The sequence below is a fragment of the Ochrobactrum sp. A-1 genome, assembly GCF_022488005.1.
Taxonomy (GTDB): domain Bacteria; phylum Pseudomonadota; class Alphaproteobacteria; order Rhizobiales; family Rhizobiaceae; genus Brucella.
The window spans coordinates 295578-311971 of the sequence record NZ_JAKVQC010000009.1 but is presented as its reverse complement, the minus strand read 5'-3'; the positions used below and the strand labels follow the sequence as shown (position 1 = coordinate 311971).

Here is a 16394-nt window from a genome sequence, read left to right as displayed (position 1 = left end):
CCACTGCCCTTACCAGACGCGCTCATGCAGAATCGCGTCGAACGCCAGATCCGTCGAGATGAAAGTGCAGTGCTCAAGCCGCGCCTGAGCGGCGAGAATCCGGTCCCACGGATCGCGATGTTCCCAATCAAAATTTGCTGCAAGTTCGGCATGCAGATCGGTGATGGCTAGTGTTTGCAGGCCGCTTTCCGTGACGGCTGCCCGCAGTTCCTGGGGCTTGAGATCAAGCTTGTTCAGGCGCATCTTGTTGTCCAGTTCATAGAACGAGACCGCACTGACGAGGATAGCATTTGCCTTGTCCTCGATCAGCGATCGTGCCTTCGTGGACAGGCGATCACTACCGATTGTCCACCAGTAGACGGCGTGGCTGTCGAGCAGGATTTTCATTGCGTGTTTTCGCTATTGTTGGATTTGCCTAGCCAGACGCCGGTATCATCATTCCAGTCTCCGGCATCGATCGCCGCCTGCTCTGCATCAACCGTATCGAACAGGTTGTCGGGCAGGCGACGATGGCGCAACAGGCCAAAAGGGCGCTTGCCGCCGTCAGCTGCTGGACCGATGCGGGCGTAAACTTCGTTGCCACGCATGATGACGATCTCTTCGCCCTGGTTGGCGCGATCGAGGACTTCGGCGAAATTCTTGCGGGCTTCGCTGATCTTGTAGCTTGTCTGGGGCATCGGGACCTCCGAAATTGGCCGTACGCCATTGATACCATTGTTTTACAGCACGTACAAGTGCCTCGTACATATCACATCCGATAACCTATACTTATCAGATGTTAGAAACCCGTATGGTTAACGTCACAGTAACGAAAGCAAGAGCTATATTCGGTTTCGTATATCGATATTTGTATAATATATTAAATAGGTTAGCTTTTGAAAAGCCTTCCAATGCCGATAGAAATTCCAGGTAAGCGGGGCAGGTATGGTGGCAGTGCCATTTTACCGGGCAATTGCACGCAGTATCGCAATCTATCATAATCCGGTCTTTGACAGAAGATTGCTTACAATTGCATTTTGAAGAAGGCGCGGATGATAGAGCTCGATATTGATAGTTTGGATGAAGACATGTTGACGGCACTGAACCGTCGCATCGTTGAGCGATTGCAGTTTCTCCATCAACAAAAGACAGCCGCTGTGCTGCAGGAGATCAAGCTCGGCAGTGGCGTGATGTTTGAAGGGCCAGATGGTACGATGGTTCGAGGCTTTGTTATTCGTCGCAATCGCAAGACAGTGACGGTGCACACGGATGACGACAAACAGTGGAATGTTTCACCGTCGTTACTGAGCTTAACGGGCGGTCATATTATGGTAAAGCACCAACAAGAGCAGGGCAGGTGGTCCCATTCTCAAAGCCTGGCCGTCGTAAGTAAGTAGGATCAGGCTTTTGCGATAATGAGAGCTGCAAGCTCCGGGGTCGTTGGCCGTTGAGTGGGCACGCCAAGCCGGTCGCCGAGGTAGTGCCAGAAGGAAAGCCCGAGTTTCTTGCAGGTCTTCATAAGACCCAGCATGGTATCGCGGGCGATACGTCCATCCCGGCTCATGGTGCCGCCGGAGATTTTTCGTTTAGTGACGCAGCTGCGCAGATCATTCTCGGAAGCATTGGTGTGCAACGGGATTTCTGGTCGTTCGAGAACCTTGAGCAGTTCTTCCTTGCGGCGTAGCAGGCGTGCCAACAGCTTGTCCAGCTCCATACAACCCGTCCGGATAGAGAAGATGCGGTCAAACCGTTGCCGGAAAGCGCTGATTGATCCTGGTGAGGGGCTCTTCTGCCTGAATGCCTTGAGCGCCTTGTAGAAGCTCCAAATGAGATCGCGTATATTTTCCACCCACCGGACGTGCTGTGGCGTCGCCGGCATCAGCTTTTGCAGCAGCCGCTCCGCATGCACCCAGCACAGCGCATGATTGCCAACCCGGAACTGGCCGGCATCGTCGGAGATAATGACGGCATTGCCCAGCAGGCCGTGGTGGCGAACAGAACCCCAGATGCCCGCTTCCGCGACGACCCGAACCATGTCCTTATCGAAGATGTCGACACCTTTTTGCGCCAGGTGTTCCAGAAAGGGGACCTGGTTGCTAAAGCGTTGAGGCGTGCGTGTTTGCAGCCTGGCGATGACTGTCGGATCCACGCCATGTCGCGTCTTCAGATAATCAGAAGTAGCATCGTTAAGCACATAATCCTGATAATTGCCGCGCAAGAGCGACAGGAAGTTCAGGCGGGATTTTGTTTTCGTGGTGCGAAAGACGGTAAAATGCTCGCCGCCAATATGGGTGGTATAGAAGTTATCACGCGCATGACGGGCCCCGGTGTCATCGACCGTTACATAGGCTTCCGACACCAGGCCAGCATGCAGAACGGCAGCATCCTCAGCAACAAAGCCATCCAGCCCCTTGGTGAGCAAACGCACAACCTGGCGTTTGGAGATGTCCATGCCGATGTCATTAAGCAGGGTCGACAACCGTTGCGCTGTGACCTGACCTTGCGCATGCAGCATCAGGCAGAGCCGCCTGAGGTTTGGGCCATAACCACCGACGATTCCGGCAGGTAACGGCGCAAGAATAGTCTTACCGTTCGGAGCAACCCAGCATTCGCGCCGGTAGTGAATAACCTCAGCGCGCAAAACTATATCGCGCACGTAATAGCTCTTGTAGCCCTTGAAGCGTGAACCGTCCGGAACACGGGCATGAAGAACCACATCCCGATCAACGCGCTCGACATCCAGTTTCGGTCCACGCGGCTTCTTCTTGCCCGCCTGCTTGTCCTGAGCTTTCGCGTCCGTTGCCTTATCCATGCCCGACGGTTTGAACGGCGGCCGTGGCGGCAGGTTTTTCAGTCGCGCAATTTCATCGCGAAGGAGTTGGTTCTCAACTTTAAGCCGGGTGTTTTCCAGACGGAGCTCGGCATTCTCCTTACGGAGTGCTGTATTCTCAGCTTCCAGTTTTTCAAGCCGAGCCTCTGCACGTTCGGTTTTCTCAACCAAACCCGTGACCAGACTGCGCAACGCGTTCAGTGAAAGCGTGTCAGCATGCTTGGGCGAGGGAAGCATTCTCTTCGGCATCGCAAAAGAGAATCATGATTTGCCAAAATCAGGAATCCCATAGCCATGAAATATCGATGCGGAACTCACGATATGCACAGTGTTTAATTTTTCTGACTTGGAATCAGAAACAGGGTCTTGGCCACCAAATTTGCCCCGCTTACGCATATCGGGTGAATCGAAGCTGACCACTGCGCGTCAATGCGCCCTTGTCGACCAGATCCTGCAAATCGCGGGTGGCGGTTGCGCGTGAGGTCTTTGTTATGGCCAGATAGTTGTCGGCACTGAGGCCACCGATAAAACCCTCCGGTCCTGCCTCGAACAGACGCGCAATGACTTTCTCCTGACGGGGATTGAACGTTCCCCTGAACCGGTCGTAGAAATGCGCCTTGGCGATGTAGAAGGCGACGCGATCCAGCGTCGTTTGTTGAGCCGTCAGCACAGTTTGGGAAAACCACACCAACCATTTAGTGACATCGAGGGTTCGCTGATGGATTTCCAGCTGATCGTAATAGGCCTTCCGTTGCTGTTCGATGGTAAAACTGAGCATAATCAGGCTCGGCTGCCCAAGCGATTGGGCGAGCGCTTTCTCGGCCAGTGCGCGACCAAGCCGCCCATTGCCGTCCTCGAACGGATGGATGCTTTCGAACCACAAATGGCTAAGTCCGGCGCGGGTAAGCGCGGGGAGGGGTGCACTGCCATTAAGAGCGCTTGCGTTGAACCACGATATGAACTGGTGCATTTCGTCTGGTACCTGCGCTGATGGCGGCGCCTCGAAATGAATCGTCGGACGGTCCAACTGGCCAGAGACGATCTGCATAGCGTCGGAATGGCTGCGATAAGCACCAATACTCTCCAAATGTCGGCTGCCTGCCATCAACATGGTATGCCACCGAAACAAAGTGGCGTCATCAAGCGGCAGGGCATAGGTGCCATAAACGTCGACCGTCATTTCTGCGATCCCGTGTTCACGTGGTTGCACCGAACGCCGGTCCGTGTCCAGGCCGAGTTGTCGCCGCAGTGATGACTGAACGCTCAAGCGGTCCAATGTTTCGCCTTCGATCGCGCTCGTCTTGATCGCTTCGTCACTTAAGAGGGTGTTGTCACGTTAAGTTTCTCTGGCCGGAAAGGCCAGGGGCTCGTAGATATTCAGGCGAAACAGGCCGCAATTTTCCATGCATCGAAAGCTTCGAGGCGATGGTAGCGAATTGTGTGTGCGGCTCGGCGACGAGATGGAACAGAGAAACAATTGCGCGTCGCTGAGTGCATGGAGACGAACCGTTGCAACGCTCCAGGTAACCGATGACCTTGCATGGTTCGCTCCCGTTTCCTAAACGGCAGATGGCTATTTTCGGCCCGATTATTGAGGCCCTTGTGCGACCAATGGTCAAGGCCGGGTGCCACTTCTGCCTTTGCTGCACCGTAGGAGCGGAGCTTATCGGTGATGATCCGTTTAGGAGCAAAGCCATAGCGCTTCATTAACGCCACAAGCAATCGCTTTGCCGCCCTTTTATCACGCCGCTTCTGCAAGATTTCTTCGAGAACGGAGCCATGTTGATCCACCGCACGCCAAAGCCAGAATTTTTCTCCAGCGCATTTGACGACCACTTCGTCCAAATACCAAATATCGCCGGGGCGCGCCTGACGCCGCCGCAAGTTGCGTGTGATCTGGGGGCCGAACTTGGCGATCCAACGACGAACTGTCTCGTATGATACGTCGATTCCACGCTCAAGCAGCATTTCCTCAACTTCACGCAGACTAAGGTTGAACCGCAGATAAAGCCACACCGCATGAGCAATAATCTGTGGCGGAAAACGGTGACGCTTGAAGATGATATCTGATGTCTGCATCGCCAAAATTTACGCCCAAACCGTCAGGCAGGCAACTGTAGCCCAGTTAACGTGACAACACCCTGGAAACTAATGACATGTCTTACCCTCAGAATTAGCCCGAAACACAGGCTCGATTGAATGCAGGAATGCTGGTCGAGAAAGATGAAAGCCCTGGACATGAGTAGCCCCGGCCAACACGGCATCGATCAGATGAGAATTGTTTTCGACACCTTCGACGATAACAGTCGGAGCTGCGCACTTCGCCAGCCCGATCATGAATTGAAGGCTGTTGCCTCGAGAATGGGATTCCTTGATGTCGCGCACGAAAGAAGCGTCGATTTTCACGATATCGACCTCCAGCCGCAGCAACTGCCAGGGCGTGACCTGACCGCTGCCGAAATCATCGACGGCAATTAGACAACCGAGTTTACGAGCAGCGGCCAGACATCTGTTGGCGGTCATAATATCGCTGAGCGGTCTTGTTTCAGTGATTTCAAGAACCAGACGGTGAACTAAGTGAGCACGTTCGACCAACTGGCGATATATCAACGACCATTCGGCGTCCGTGAGGCTATCTGTTGAAATGTTGCAACCCAGAACTGCGCGTGGATCAGCGTCCAGTTCATCAAGAACGAGCTTAATCATGTGCTGATCAAGGAGCGGTGTTTTGCCCCAGATATCCAGGATGGGAATGAACTCGCCAGCACTGGTGATGGTACCGTCACGGTTCAGAAGTCGTGCAAGGCACTCGCCGTAAAGCAAACGGTCAGCATTTGTAACGCAATGTATTCCCTGAACCGCGATTTCAATACGGTTTTCTAGAATTGCATCCGTTATTGCAGAAAATAATGCGGGATCGGCGACATCGAGGTGATCCATCAAATGACTCACCTCAGTTTAGTTCGATAGAGGACAGAGAAGCTCGGAACGAAAGGGAACCCTTTCCTCCGCTTATATTTATAAACATTTTTCGCAATGAAAGTCCCCCCCCCCCCGGAATTGGCCGACAGGCCGCTTTTGCTGACGAATCTGTGTTTTAATCCAATGCGAATAACTTTTGTCGTGGACTTACCATAAGGGTTCCCTTTATGTCAACGCCAAGGGGGTTCGCGAGAACAAAAATGGCGTTAAGATAAATGGCAAAGCTCAGAATATTTACTATGCGCCCAGTAACAGAAAAGAAGAACGAAGATCTGGTAAAACCAAAAAAAGAAATAACTCGCATTGGTTATGCGAGGGCTTCTACAGACGATCAACACCTTGATTTGCAGCTGAATGCGCTTCGCTTAGCAGGATGTAGCACAATATATATAGATCAAGGCGTTTCTGGGAAAGTATCTAATAGGCCTGGGCTTCAGGGAGCACTGGATCACCTTTCCGATGGAGATACGTTGGTGGTTTGGCGACTTGACCGACTCGGTAGGTCTCTCGTTAATCTCGTTGAACTTGTTAATAATCTTGGAATGCAAGGTGTCGAATTTCAGTCGTTGACGGACAGTATCGATACGACATCTTCTGGTGGACGGTTAATATTTCACATTATGGCCGCGTTAGCTGAGTTTGAACGATCTCTTATTAGTGAACGAACCAGGGCTGGGATGGAAGCAGCACGATTGAAAGGAAAGCATATAGGACGGCCGCGAAAAGTGAAAAGCAATGAGCGAAAGGAAATAAAAAGTGCGTTTATGAGAAAAACATCCATCTCAGAAATTGCCAAGAAATATAAGATCTCAGCCCGTGCCGTTCGCGCTATAGTTAATAGTTCGAGTTAAACGTGCGAGGCTGTTCGACAGGGAAATGGCGGCGATGTCGTGAGGGGAGTTTGGGCGGCTGTTTCAATTCGGAGACAGCCGTCGCTCTCTCTTCGTCGTAGGAGCAATTAGCGTAATCCTAATTAGCGTAATCACGATTACCTTGTTTCGGGGGAGGGGAGGGGGCTTCGCGCTACTTCCTATTGGTATTCGAAGTCGTAGTCCGAACCCCAACCGCTAGAACTGGTCTCGCCAGGAGGAAGCCGCGTTATCGCGCCGCCTGTCCGACATCAGCGCCTATGAAGCGGTGCAGGCGGTCGGAGCTCACCTCGTCGGTGCGGGCCGCCATGGGCTGGATGCTTTTGCGGTCGCCAGGACCAATCAATCCTGCGATATAGGCCGGACACATCCGACGCCGTGTCTTGTTGCAGAGCCCCGTCAGAAACGGCTCCAGCCAACGCTCAAGATCGCTCTGCCAGTCCGCATCCATCGCGAGCTTCCATCAAAGCTGGCTCCCCATGAATCACGCATTCGCTCCTGGGGGAATCCCAAAAATCACAAATCTGCCAAAGTAGTGCTAGTTGGTAGCGCATTGCATTCCTTGCAAAAGCACCAACGCAATCAACTTGGCCTTAGATTGGAGATCCTCAGTAGGTCTGCGATGGCGGGCAAATTGAACGACGATTCCGACAAGGCAGGTACCGAAGAATTCAGCAGAGACATCCTGTCGAAAATGCCCTGCTTCGATCTCAGCTTTGACGTTCGCCGCAATCATGCTGATAAGCTCCTGACGTGTCTCCTCACCCTCGGGTTCATGTAGCATTGCTACGGTCATGGCATCGCGGTTGTTTTGCATGAATGTCAGCAGATTGGTAATGGCGGCAGCGGTTAGCGATTTGAGATCGTCAGCGCTGGCGGACGGAGGAATCAGCGAGTTTTTTACAAGCTCGCGAAGCTTTTCACGAAAGTCGGTGACGACCGCATCATGGACGTCGTTCCTGGACTTGAAATGTCGGTAGACCGCAGGTTGCGTAAGGCCCAACCGTGCGGCGACATCGACCATCTTTGCTTTTCGGCCAAGTGCAGCGATCTCAGCCGCAGCAGCTTCAATTAGCTGCTGACGTGTTCGATCTCCTTTCTTAGCATTCATGAATTCTACCATTGCGTTTAAAGTTATATACGTATAACAATTAGCTCCAACCAAAGGGGAGATTGCGTGACAGGCTCATAATAAGTGCAGTCACTTTTAAAGAAGTTAAGGATCAAAACCGATCATGAAAGCGACTGAGCCAGCAAAAACCCCCTGATCGGGAGATATGTTAGTATGTGTGGAAATGCTAAGTGATTAGATCAGGCTCTGTGGCTTGGGACAGAGCCTGTTAGAATTGTTGGGGCGGGAAATTGTACAGGCATGTGCGGAGATTTACTCGGCATGTCTATGATTTGCGATGCCGCTTCCAATAAAGATTGGCGGGGCGGGAATGCAGGTTTCAAAGCGCTTTCTTTTAAAATCCGTGGCCGTATTGGCGGTCTGCGCCATTGGCATGGTCAATTCGGCGGCTGGCAGAACCATTGGCGATCTGACCATTAAAACGGTAGACGGAAAAACTATCGTAATTCCCGAGGCTGAATTGCTGGCTCAGCCACTTAAGATTGTTAATACGCACACGGCGTGGACAAAAGGGCAGCATGAGTTCAAAGGCATATTACTCTCTGATGTTCTAGCCAAGGCAGGTATTGATGTTTCGTCAGCGGGCGGCATGAAATTGCGTGCGCTGGCGCTGAACGATTATGTCGTCAATATTCCGCTGGAAGATGCGACCAAGTACAAGGTGCTTGTCGCAGCCTATATGGACGGCAAAAGGCTGACGGTACGCGATAAGGGACCTTATTGGCTGGTCTATCCGCGCGACGAATTCACGGAGCTGGAAGACTCCCGGTTCGACCATCGCTGGGCCTGGCAGCTGAAAGAGATATCGATCATAAAATGATGACCCACAGACGTGGCTATGTAGTCGCAAGTGTTGCCATTATCGTATTCGTTGCCGTACTTGCGTACGCCTTCATCCAGCTTCTTTCTATTCACAAAGCACTCTCAACGTTCACGGGAGAGAATATGCTTTGGAATGTTACGGAGACAGAAAGAGAAGCGCGTAAGCTCGCTGAAACGCTGCTATTATCTCCTGAGTATTATGAATATGAAGACGTCGCCTTCAGATACGATATCCTGCTAAGCAGGGTCAAATTGATTAACGACAGCCCACAATACGACTTTTATGTCAGCATCGACGGCCAAGAGCAACTCGATGAGCTGAATCGTATTTTGAATGTCGTCCAAATCGCTCTCGATGACGGCAAGAGTAATGCCAGACGCGTCTATGCATTGCTCGATCCCATCTTCGACAGCCTGTCGCGTTTGGGCAACAAGACGATGATCCAGCAGCGTGTGGAAGCAGGAAGGCAGCGTGATAATCAGTTGCGCGCCATATACCTGCTAATGATGTCGAGTGTAGGGCTATTGGTTTCGGGAGCGGCGCTGTCATGGCTCCTGATGTCGAATATCCGTGCGCTCAATCAGGCACATGCAGATCTCTTCGCTTATAATGAGAAACTGGAAGACACCGTTGCCGAACGAACAGCTGCTCTCAAGGAGTCGCTGGAAAACGAGCGCCAGACGAACGCGGTCTACATAAACTTCTTGACCACGGTATCGCACCAGTTTCGCACACCCATAGCGATTATCGACCTGATTGCTCAAAGATTTGTTCGCTGGCCACAGGATGTGACGAAAGAGATTCTAGTTGAGAAGGCACAGCGTATTCGAACTGCCATCAAGCGTCTCAATTTGATTATAGATAGCACGATTAACAATGATCGGCTGACTGAAAGCAGTCTCGATCTGTTGGTAACAAATATAAATTTCTCGGAAGTCGTACAGAAGGCCTGTTCATATCACACAGATATCTATCCAGAGCGACGCGTGAACCTCTTTCTTCCTGAAAAACCGATCTGGACTTGTGGTGACGCAACGCATCTGGAGCAGGTGATTATCAACTTTCTCTCGAATGCGGAAAAGTATTCGAGCTTGTCGACACCAGTCGACGTCAGGCTCCGGACGCGCGACGATCAGATCGTCTGCTCGGTCACGGACTATGGGATTGGTATTCCGGCCGGGGATCAGAACAGAATCTTTGACAGGTTCTTCCGCGCAGCGAACGTTTCACACCTCCCAGGTAGCGGCCTTGGGTTGAGCCTTTCCTCGATGCTGGCACAGCTGCACGGGGGTGCGATCACCTGCAAATCAACACCAGGTAGCGGAACAACGTTCGAGCTTACGTTGCCGCTGGATGGGAAAAAATCATGAATAAATCAAACATGTGCGGACAGAGAACGGTTTTTTGTATCGAGGACGAAGCTGATATTCGCAAGGAACTCATATTCGGGCTATCGAAATTTGGCTTCAAGGTCATGTCTGCAAGGAGCGGAGAAGAAGCTTTATCGCTGTTAGGTGCAGAGCGTCCCGATTTGATCCTCTGCGATGTTCTCATGCCCGGTTTTGGTGGCCTGCAACTTTTGAAGCGAATCCGCTCAACGATGCCTCACCTAAGTTCCACTCCTTTCATTTTCCTATCAGCTCTGGCTGATCGTTCTCACATCCTGGAGGGCTTAAGGTTGGGCGCGGACGATTATCTGACCAAGCCAATCGATTTTGATCTGCTCGAAACCAAGATCACGCGGAAGATGGAACTCGTCGAACGTAGCCGAGAGAGCGCTTCTGCTTTGGACGCTTCTGATAGTCCTGCTCCCGCACCGATGAATGAGACGAGGGCGAAACTGACCAAACGAGAACTGCAGGTTCTTTCCGAGTTTGCCAAAGGTCACACGAACGGCCAGGTGGCGCAAATATTGGGACTCTCCGAACACACTGTTGGCGACCACTCAAAATCGATTCTCAAGAAACTAAATGCTGCGAGCCGAACCCATGCGGTTCACGAAGCTATCGCGCTCGGCCTGGTCATCGTAAATAAAGCAAAAAAGTGACGAAAAGCAGACGTAATATGTAATAAATCCCCGGATCAAGGGATTTTCACAAACAATATTGAGTGATACGCAGTAAATATCACGGGAATATGAGTAGTGCACTTAGGAGGGGCTTCCAGTGCGGGGAATTACTGCGTCTTTTTTCAAGGCATTTGGGTGTGCAGCCCTTGTGTTTGGAGCAGTTTTTGCTTCGAACGCACAGAGCACAATGTCACCAGCAACGGACTGGACAGGCAATTACAGCTTCTCGTCGACTGCTGATCGAAACCTCCGCCTTCTTCAGGCTGACATGATCGAAAAGCGCGAGAAGGGGTATTACGAGTCTCTCGGCAAAACGACGATCAATCAGACAGTAACGAATAACTCCGTCACCAAGATTGGGCAGAACACGAATGCCATCGGGTCGGTGAACAACACGACCACGAACATCGATCTGTCGGGCAATAATAACAACATCGATATCAGCAGCTCTTCGAATTCGAACGGCTGTCAGGATGGCAGTGTCAATATCGGTCATTCCGGTACGACATCTGCCACGTCGGGCTGCCAGTAAGGCTGAAGGCGGGGTCAATGAAAGTTTCTCGTATCGCAACCGCTTTCGGGGTGGCTTTGTCACTGTCGGCCTGCACGGCAACAGCTATTACGCCCCCGAAAATGAATGCAAAGCTCATGGAAGGGCCACCCGTTTCCGACATCGTGACGCCGTTCGACAGAGCGCTAATGTGCCTGAATGGCCGCGTGTCGAAAAATGTCGTGTTCTCCGTCGGCGCAATTCTAGACCAGACGGGGAAGGAAAGCTTCACCGATGGTGGTGTGGGCAAGTTCGTCACCCAGGGCGCGGGAGACATGGTCCAGTCTGCTTTGTTCAAGGCCGGGACCACCATCGTCAATCGCCGCGACCCGCGTGTGACCACCACCGAGATGGAATGGAAGATCCGCGATAATCGGCGGATCATTCCAACCAGCTATTACGTCACAGGCAGCATCAACAGCCTCGATTTCATTCCAGGCGGTGGCGTGGAAGCGGAGGTGGCTGGTGTCGGGGCGAAGTATCGGCAAAACCGGATGCTTGTAGGCATCGATCTCGCACTCACCGACGCGGGCAGCGGCCGCATCGTCGCTAATGTGCCGATCCACAAGCAAATCTATGCCAGCGAATATGGCGCGACGGCTGGTCGTTTCTTCGGTGACACCCTGGTGAACGCCCAGATTGGTGGGCGCGAGCGAGAAGCTCTCCATTTCGCCCTTCGTCAGATGCTTTATCTCGGCACGTTCGAGCTGCTGACGCAGGTGATGAAGGCTGAGAATTACGCGGACTGCCGTGCCCACATTGAGAAAATGCACGGTGTGATCGCCCACACCAGCACGAGCGATGCCATGGCATCCCTTGAAAAGAAGAAATCGGTGCAGGTGGCCCAGGCGGCGAAACCAGTCGACCTGACGCTTGCGAAAACGCCAACTGCGGTTTCTCGTCCCACCAATAACACTGTTTCCTCAGGTTCTATTCCAGCGAACGGAAGTCAGCAGAAGAGCCTCATGAAGTGGGACGCTGCCAAAGGCGGCTGGGTTCCAAACAACAGCGGAGCTGAAAAGCCCGGTTCCTGATGGATCGAACTTACCGCATCGCGGGAGGTCGGATGGTGCACCCCAGCACCTGAAATAGCAATCAAAGGCAGTAATGGGGGACTGCCGTGGAGACGAAAATGAACAAGTTTCTTGCATCGGCGTCTGTCGCCGCAATCATTCTCGGCATCGGTCCGGCTGCACAGGCTCAGAGCCTCTCGAAGACGATTGGCCAGCCTGTCATCGACCAGATGAGCCAGTTCGAAAACGGTAACTGGATCAACCGTGCGATCAACACGTCCGAAATTGACGGCAGCGTGAACATCATCGGCGTTCCGAACTTCAACGAGTCTTCGTCGATCTCTGGCGCGGTCGATATTGGCGTCGCAGGTGACGTGGACATTCAGGGTTCCCTCGTCGATCCGGCCGCTGCGGCCGCTCAGGTGAAAGCCGCAGTGAATGCTCATCTGCTGGCTAACGTGGATATCGACGAAGCAAGCAGCATCGGCGGCGCAATCGTGAAGTCGACGGACGTCATCAAGACGGTCGCTGCAGGCGCGGTCAACACGGGCCATATTGCCACCGCTGTCTCGGCTGCGAGCAACTCGTCCTCGACTACTGCCAACATCTCGCTGACCGATCTGAAATATCTCGATGGTGAAGTGTCCCAGGCCTCGGCTTCGACGTCCAGCACGGCCGCTGATGCCCTGGCCGCTGAAGGCACGTTCGCATCGCTCGGCAATCTTAGCGTCGGCATCAATCAGACGGTCGCCAGCTCGACTTCCGGTCCCGCCATTGGCGTCTACGCCGTCAACGAAGCGTTCAACAATGCCGACATCAATGGCAGCGTGAACATCCTCAGCAACGGCACGGATCTCGCTGGCATCTCGACTGTTGCCGCTGGCGCTGTCAATACCGGTACGATCTCTCTCGGCTTTGATGGCGCAGGTCTGAACAGCGCCATCAATGGCGGTGGAAACTAATATAGCCCCTCTCCATCGCTGATCGACTGCGGCCGCCGTCTCAAGCATCACCCCGCCCCCGAATGGGGAGGCAGCGGTCGCAGTCTGAACTATCAGGAATCGAAACAAGATGAAAAAAGCCGTCGCTATTGGATTTCTGCTCAGCTCGGTTGTTCCGGCGCTTGCAGCAGATCCTGTCATTCCCGATCCCGTCGTTGAGCCACCCGTTTACCAGGCATTGCCGATGTGGACGGGTCTGTATATCGGCGGTCAACTTGGCTGGGCGAGGGGACAGCGAGCACCACATGTTCCCGCCAGCTCGAAACCGACCCCGGTAAACCCAACTGATCCCACGGACCCGACAGATCCCACTGATCCTACAGATCCTACCGACCCGACTGATCCGGAGCAGAGCTGTGACCTCGGCGATTTTGCTTGGGCAGCGGCTTCGACCACGAATACCAGTGCCATAGCATGGGCCGATCCGTGCAAGGCGTGGGGCATCGGCCAGACGTCGAATACCGGAGCGGGAGCAATAGCCGTCGATCAGGCTGCATCAGCACCTGCTGCCGCATCGATGCAAACTCTGAGCACTGCCTCGCTCGACACCGGAACGCTGGCAGTGGCGGACGATGCCGGATCTGCTGACGCTATTTCTTATAGCTCCGGTGGTCATCGGGATACGTTCATCGGCGGTGTCCATATCGGATATAATCATCAATTCGAAAACAATCTCGTTCTGGGTGCCGTTGCCGACATCAACTTCCTTGACTGGGATCGTTACGTCGGTGCCAGCTACCAGGGCCATTCTCTTGAGGCTCGCCAATCTCTGAAATATCTGGGCACGGTTCGGGCCAAGCTCGGTTACACGGCTGATCGTGTCTTCGTCTATGGTACGGGAGGTCTGGCCTATGGCGGTATCAAGAACAGTCTGTCAGTGGACGGAGCGACTGTCGAGTCCGAGACCAAGACCCGTTTTGGCTATGCAGTTGGCGCGGGCATTGACTTCCTCGCCTTCGACAATGTCAGCGTTGGTGCAGAATACCTGTTCACCGATCTTGGCAAGAAATCGAGCAACGACGTCTTCCGAAACAATGTCAGGTTCCACAGCCTGTTCCTCAAAGCCTCGTATCATTTCAAGTGAGCTAGTGGGGAGCCAAAAGGGGCGGGCATGCTGAAATCGAAAATAAAACGCGTGGCCGCTCCCTTTGGTCGCAGACGAGACCGACCCTTAAATGAACTGGCGGATACCGATCTGCCAGTCATCCAGATGCACTATCAGCCAATTGTCGAATATTCGAACGACACCCTGGTGCTCGGACATGAGGCATTGGTTCGAAGCCAGGCACATTCCTCTGTGGCAGAACTGTTTAAAGCTGTTGGGGCCTGCCATCTCAATCGCTTCGATGCGAAATGCCGTCGATCTGCGATTGATGATTATTCCTCCGACAAGAGCCTGTTCGTAAATATCTCGGCGGGTGCGTTGGCTGACTATCTCTACGGCATTGAGGATACCATTGCGTATGCTTGGGAGCACGGATTTCCTTATAGCCGTCTCGTGTTTGAAATAACCGAGGACGATCATCACGACACGTTCCGATTTCTGCGCAACAGCATCGATGAAGCGAGAAAACTGGGAGTTCGGTTTGCCGTCGATGATTGCGGAACCGGATATAGCAATCTGGAAACGATCATCGCCTTGCGCCCGGACATTCTCAAAATTTCGGCGACGATTGTTCGCAACATTCATCTCGACACCACACGACAAGCCATCGTCGATGGCTTGGTGACAACAGCCGAGAATCTCAAATCGATGTTGATAGCCGAAGGCGTGGAGCAGGAGATCGAGGCGCGCTGTCTGAAGGATCTCGGCGTGAGCGTGATGCAGGGGTATTTCTTCGGTTATCCCGAGCCATTTGGAAAGGCCGCCTGATGGTGCGAACGATCAATCCGCCAACCAAGAAGGTCGACGAAACAGGCTATGCGATCGAATGCCAATTTGCGCTGCAAGCCGCGTTTAATCATCTGCTCGACGAGGCGAAGAAAGCGGGTTGGGATGAATTGCAGGTCGTGCTCTCGCTTGTGACCCTTTGCGATACAGTCATTTACGGAAACAGCCGCAACCTCCTGCAATGATATCGGAAACTGAAACTGCCTCACAACAGCTGGTCGCCGTGCGTGAATAGTCATCCAAAAGGGTGATGCGTAAGCATCTATGAGGTGTTGTCACGTTAAGTTTCTCTGGCCGGAAAGGCCCGTGGCTCGTAGATATTCAGGCGAAACAGGCCGCAATTTTCCATGCATCGAAAGCTTCGAGGCGATGGTAGCGAATTGTGTGTGCGGCTCGGCGACGAGATGGAACAGAGAAACAATTGCGGGTCGCTGAGTGCATGGAGACGAACCGTTGCAACGCTCCAGGCGACCGATGACCTTGCATGGTTCGCTCCCGTTTCCTAAACGGCAGATGGCTATTTTCGGCCCGATTATTGAGGCCCTTGTGCGACCAATGGTCAAGGCCGGGCGCCACTTCTGCCTTTGCTGCACCGTAGGAGCGGAGCTTATCGGTGATGATCCGTTTGGGAGCAAAGCCATAGCGCTTCATTAACGCCACGAGCAGTCGCTTTGCCGCCCTTTTATCACGCCGCTTCTGCAAGATTTCTTCGAGAACGGAGCCATGTTGATCCACCGCACGCCAGAGCCAGAATTTCTCTCCAGCGCATTTGACGACCACTTCGTCCAAATACCAAATATCGCCAGGGCGCGCCTGACGCCGCCGCAAGTTGCGTGTGATCTGGGGTCCGAACTTGGCGATCCAACGACGAACTGTCTCGTATGATACGTCAATTCCACGCTCAAGCAGCATTTCTTCAACTTCACGCAGACTAAGGTTGAACCGCAGATAAAGCCACACCGCATGAGCAATAATCTGTGGCGGAAAACGGTGACGCTTGAAGATGATATCTGATGTCTGCATCGCCAAAATTTACGCCCAAACCGTCAGGCAGGCAACTGTAGCCCAGTTAACGTGACAACACCGAACAGACAGTTGCTCAAAATGCTTCGACGATTGGAACAGCAGTAGAGAAACGATCGCTAAGACTGCTCTGCCAGCCTCGATAACTGATCTGTTCAAGCGTTCTGGTGACATGTGTAAGGGCCCATGGTTGCCAAAACTATTGTGTTGTCAGGCTCAAGCTGACAGCATCT

At 53.0% G+C, this 16394-nt stretch carries 17 protein-coding genes and 3 pseudogenes; 11 read left to right on the top strand and 9 right to left on the bottom strand.

The features are described from left to right. Positions 1–9 precede the first annotated feature (9 nt). Complete coding sequence (locus MKS82_RS28830) at positions 10–387, bottom strand: type II toxin-antitoxin system VapC family toxin (protein ID WP_109989466.1); 378 nt, start codon at positions 385–387, stop codon at positions 10–12. Continuing rightward, a complete protein-coding gene (locus tag MKS82_RS28825; protein ID WP_240579644.1) occupies positions 384–677 on the bottom strand; it encodes a type II toxin-antitoxin system Phd/YefM family antitoxin in 294 nt (97 codons plus the stop codon). The genes MKS82_RS28830 and MKS82_RS28825 overlap by 4 nt, the downstream gene beginning before the upstream one ends. Before the next feature lie 354 nt (positions 678–1031). On the opposite strand from MKS82_RS28825, the pseudogene MKS82_RS28820 reads away from it, so the two are divergent. Further along, a pseudogene (locus MKS82_RS28820) lies at positions 1032–1372 on the top strand (hypothetical protein). A 6-nt stretch (positions 1373–1378) separates the two neighbouring features. Here the strand turns inward: MKS82_RS28820 and MKS82_RS28815 are convergent. The 4 genes and pseudogenes from MKS82_RS28815 to MKS82_RS28800 form a co-directional block, all read right to left on the bottom strand. After that, the gene (locus MKS82_RS28815; RefSeq protein ID WP_240579643.1) at positions 1379–3058 is read right to left on the bottom strand and encodes an IS66 family transposase; all 1680 of its coding nucleotides are present in this window, start codon (positions 3056–3058) and stop codon (positions 1379–1381) included. A gap of 139 nt (positions 3059–3197) precedes the next feature. After that, positions 3198–4133 (bottom strand): annotated as a pseudogene (locus MKS82_RS28810) (Fic family protein); the annotation flags it as partial. A gap of 53 nt (positions 4134–4186) precedes the next feature. Beyond that, positions 4187–4888: an IS6 family transposase gene (locus MKS82_RS28805; RefSeq protein WP_139975392.1), complete on the bottom strand. Its 702-nt coding sequence runs from the start codon at positions 4886–4888 to the stop codon at positions 4187–4189. A 69-nt stretch (positions 4889–4957) separates the two neighbouring features. Next, positions 4958–5749: an EAL domain-containing protein gene (locus MKS82_RS28800; RefSeq protein WP_240579642.1), complete on the bottom strand. Its 792-nt coding sequence runs from the start codon at positions 5747–5749 to the stop codon at positions 4958–4960. A gap of 257 nt (positions 5750–6006) precedes the next feature. Here MKS82_RS28800 and MKS82_RS28795 point away from each other — a divergent pair, with 257 nt between their 5' ends. Then, positions 6007–6642, top strand: coding sequence for a recombinase family protein (locus tag MKS82_RS28795; protein WP_276313515.1), 636 nt, complete (start codon positions 6007–6009; stop codon positions 6640–6642). A 253-nt stretch (positions 6643–6895) separates the two neighbouring features. On the opposite strand, the pseudogene MKS82_RS28790 reads toward MKS82_RS28795, so the two are convergent. Together MKS82_RS28790 and MKS82_RS28785 are read right to left on the bottom strand one after the other, a co-directional pair. Continuing rightward, positions 6896–7111 (bottom strand): annotated as a pseudogene (locus MKS82_RS28790) (transposase); the annotation flags it as partial. 87 nt (positions 7112–7198) lie between these two features. Next, positions 7199–7771, bottom strand: coding sequence for a TetR/AcrR family transcriptional regulator (locus MKS82_RS28785; RefSeq protein ID WP_240579641.1), 573 nt, complete (start codon positions 7769–7771; stop codon positions 7199–7201). Positions 7772–8102: 331 nt separating this feature from the next. Between MKS82_RS28785 and MKS82_RS28780 the strand changes: the two genes are divergently transcribed. The 9 genes from MKS82_RS28780 to MKS82_RS28740 all read left to right on the top strand — a co-directional run bounded on the left by MKS82_RS28780 (position 8103) and on the right by MKS82_RS28740 (position 15323). After that, the gene (locus tag MKS82_RS28780) at positions 8103–8612 is read left to right on the top strand and encodes a molybdopterin-dependent oxidoreductase (protein ID WP_240579640.1); all 510 of its coding nucleotides are present in this window, start codon (positions 8103–8105) and stop codon (positions 8610–8612) included. After that, positions 8609–9985 carry a sensor histidine kinase gene (locus MKS82_RS28775; RefSeq protein WP_240579639.1) on the top strand — a complete coding sequence of 459 codons (1377 nt, stop codon included), beginning with the start codon at positions 8609–8611 and terminating at the stop codon, positions 9983–9985. The genes MKS82_RS28780 and MKS82_RS28775 overlap by 4 nt, the downstream gene beginning before the upstream one ends. After that, positions 9982–10662 carry a response regulator gene (locus MKS82_RS28770; protein WP_240579638.1) on the top strand — a complete coding sequence of 227 codons (681 nt, stop codon included), beginning with the start codon at positions 9982–9984 and terminating at the stop codon, positions 10660–10662. The genes MKS82_RS28775 and MKS82_RS28770 overlap by 4 nt, the downstream gene beginning before the upstream one ends. 208 nt (positions 10663–10870) lie before the next feature. Further along, a complete protein-coding gene (locus tag MKS82_RS28765; protein ID WP_240579637.1) occupies positions 10871–11215 on the top strand; it encodes a hypothetical protein in 345 nt (114 codons plus the stop codon). 17 nt (positions 11216–11232) lie between these two features. Beyond that, positions 11233–12267, top strand: a complete 1035-nt coding sequence (locus tag MKS82_RS28760) for a CsgG/HfaB family protein (RefSeq protein ID WP_240579636.1) — start codon at positions 11233–11235, stop codon at positions 12265–12267. A gap of 98 nt (positions 12268–12365) precedes the next feature. Beyond that, positions 12366–13208: a hypothetical protein gene (locus MKS82_RS28755; RefSeq protein ID WP_240579635.1), complete on the top strand. Its 843-nt coding sequence runs from the start codon at positions 12366–12368 to the stop codon at positions 13206–13208. 109 nt (positions 13209–13317) lie between these two features. Then, on the top strand, positions 13318–14331 hold the full coding sequence (locus MKS82_RS28750) for an outer membrane protein (RefSeq protein ID WP_240579634.1): 1014 nt from the start codon (positions 13318–13320) through the stop codon (positions 14329–14331). Between the two features lie 27 nt (positions 14332–14358). Next, complete coding sequence (locus MKS82_RS28745; protein ID WP_240579633.1) at positions 14359–15120, top strand: EAL domain-containing protein; 762 nt, start codon at positions 14359–14361, stop codon at positions 15118–15120. Continuing rightward, on the top strand, positions 15120–15323 hold the full coding sequence (locus MKS82_RS28740; protein ID WP_240579632.1) for a hypothetical protein: 204 nt from the start codon (positions 15120–15122) through the stop codon (positions 15321–15323). The genes MKS82_RS28745 and MKS82_RS28740 overlap by 1 nt, the downstream gene beginning before the upstream one ends. A 136-nt stretch (positions 15324–15459) precedes the next feature. Here MKS82_RS28740 and MKS82_RS28735 read toward each other — a convergent pair whose 3' ends face one another. After that, entirely contained in the window at positions 15460–16161 is a 702-nt protein-coding gene (locus tag MKS82_RS28735) for an IS6 family transposase (protein WP_055661736.1), read from the bottom strand. Positions 16162–16394: the final 233 nt, after the last annotated feature.

What these genes read in the sequence shown, in the direction of transcription:
- MKS82_RS28830 (WP_109989466.1), bottom strand. Translation starts at nt 387, where the DNA reads ATGAAAATCCTGCTCGACAGCCACGCCGTCTACTGGTGGACAATCGGT.
- MKS82_RS28825 (WP_240579644.1), bottom strand. Translation starts at nt 677, where the DNA reads ATGCCCCAGACAAGCTACAAGATCAGCGAAGCCCGCAAGAATTTCGCC.
- MKS82_RS28815 (WP_240579643.1), bottom strand. Translation starts at nt 3,058, where the DNA reads ATGCCGAAGAGAATGCTTCCCTCGCCCAAGCATGCTGACACGCTTTCA.
- MKS82_RS28805 (WP_139975392.1), bottom strand. Translation starts at nt 4,888, where the DNA reads ATGCAGACATCAGATATCATCTTCAAGCGTCACCGTTTTCCGCCACAG.
- MKS82_RS28800 (WP_240579642.1), bottom strand. Translation starts at nt 5,749, where the DNA reads ATGGATCACCTCGATGTCGCCGATCCCGCATTATTTTCTGCAATAACG.
- MKS82_RS28795 (WP_276313515.1), top strand. Translation starts at nt 6,007, where the DNA reads ATGGCAAAGCTCAGAATATTTACTATGCGCCCAGTAACAGAAAAGAAG.
- MKS82_RS28785 (WP_240579641.1), bottom strand. Translation starts at nt 7,771, where the DNA reads ATGAATGCTAAGAAAGGAGATCGAACACGTCAGCAGCTAATTGAAGCT.
- MKS82_RS28780 (WP_240579640.1), top strand. Translation starts at nt 8,103, where the DNA reads ATGCAGGTTTCAAAGCGCTTTCTTTTAAAATCCGTGGCCGTATTGGCG.
- MKS82_RS28775 (WP_240579639.1), top strand. Translation starts at nt 8,609, where the DNA reads ATGATGACCCACAGACGTGGCTATGTAGTCGCAAGTGTTGCCATTATC.
- MKS82_RS28770 (WP_240579638.1), top strand. Translation starts at nt 9,982, where the DNA reads ATGAATAAATCAAACATGTGCGGACAGAGAACGGTTTTTTGTATCGAG.
- MKS82_RS28765 (WP_240579637.1), top strand. Translation starts at nt 10,871, where the DNA reads ATGTCACCAGCAACGGACTGGACAGGCAATTACAGCTTCTCGTCGACT.
- MKS82_RS28760 (WP_240579636.1), top strand. Translation starts at nt 11,233, where the DNA reads ATGAAAGTTTCTCGTATCGCAACCGCTTTCGGGGTGGCTTTGTCACTG.
- MKS82_RS28755 (WP_240579635.1), top strand. Translation starts at nt 12,366, where the DNA reads ATGAACAAGTTTCTTGCATCGGCGTCTGTCGCCGCAATCATTCTCGGC.
- MKS82_RS28750 (WP_240579634.1), top strand. Translation starts at nt 13,318, where the DNA reads ATGAAAAAAGCCGTCGCTATTGGATTTCTGCTCAGCTCGGTTGTTCCG.
- MKS82_RS28745 (WP_240579633.1), top strand. Translation starts at nt 14,359, where the DNA reads ATGCTGAAATCGAAAATAAAACGCGTGGCCGCTCCCTTTGGTCGCAGA.
- MKS82_RS28740 (WP_240579632.1), top strand. Translation starts at nt 15,120, where the DNA reads ATGGTGCGAACGATCAATCCGCCAACCAAGAAGGTCGACGAAACAGGC.
- MKS82_RS28735 (WP_055661736.1), bottom strand. Translation starts at nt 16,161, where the DNA reads ATGCAGACATCAGATATCATCTTCAAGCGTCACCGTTTTCCGCCACAG.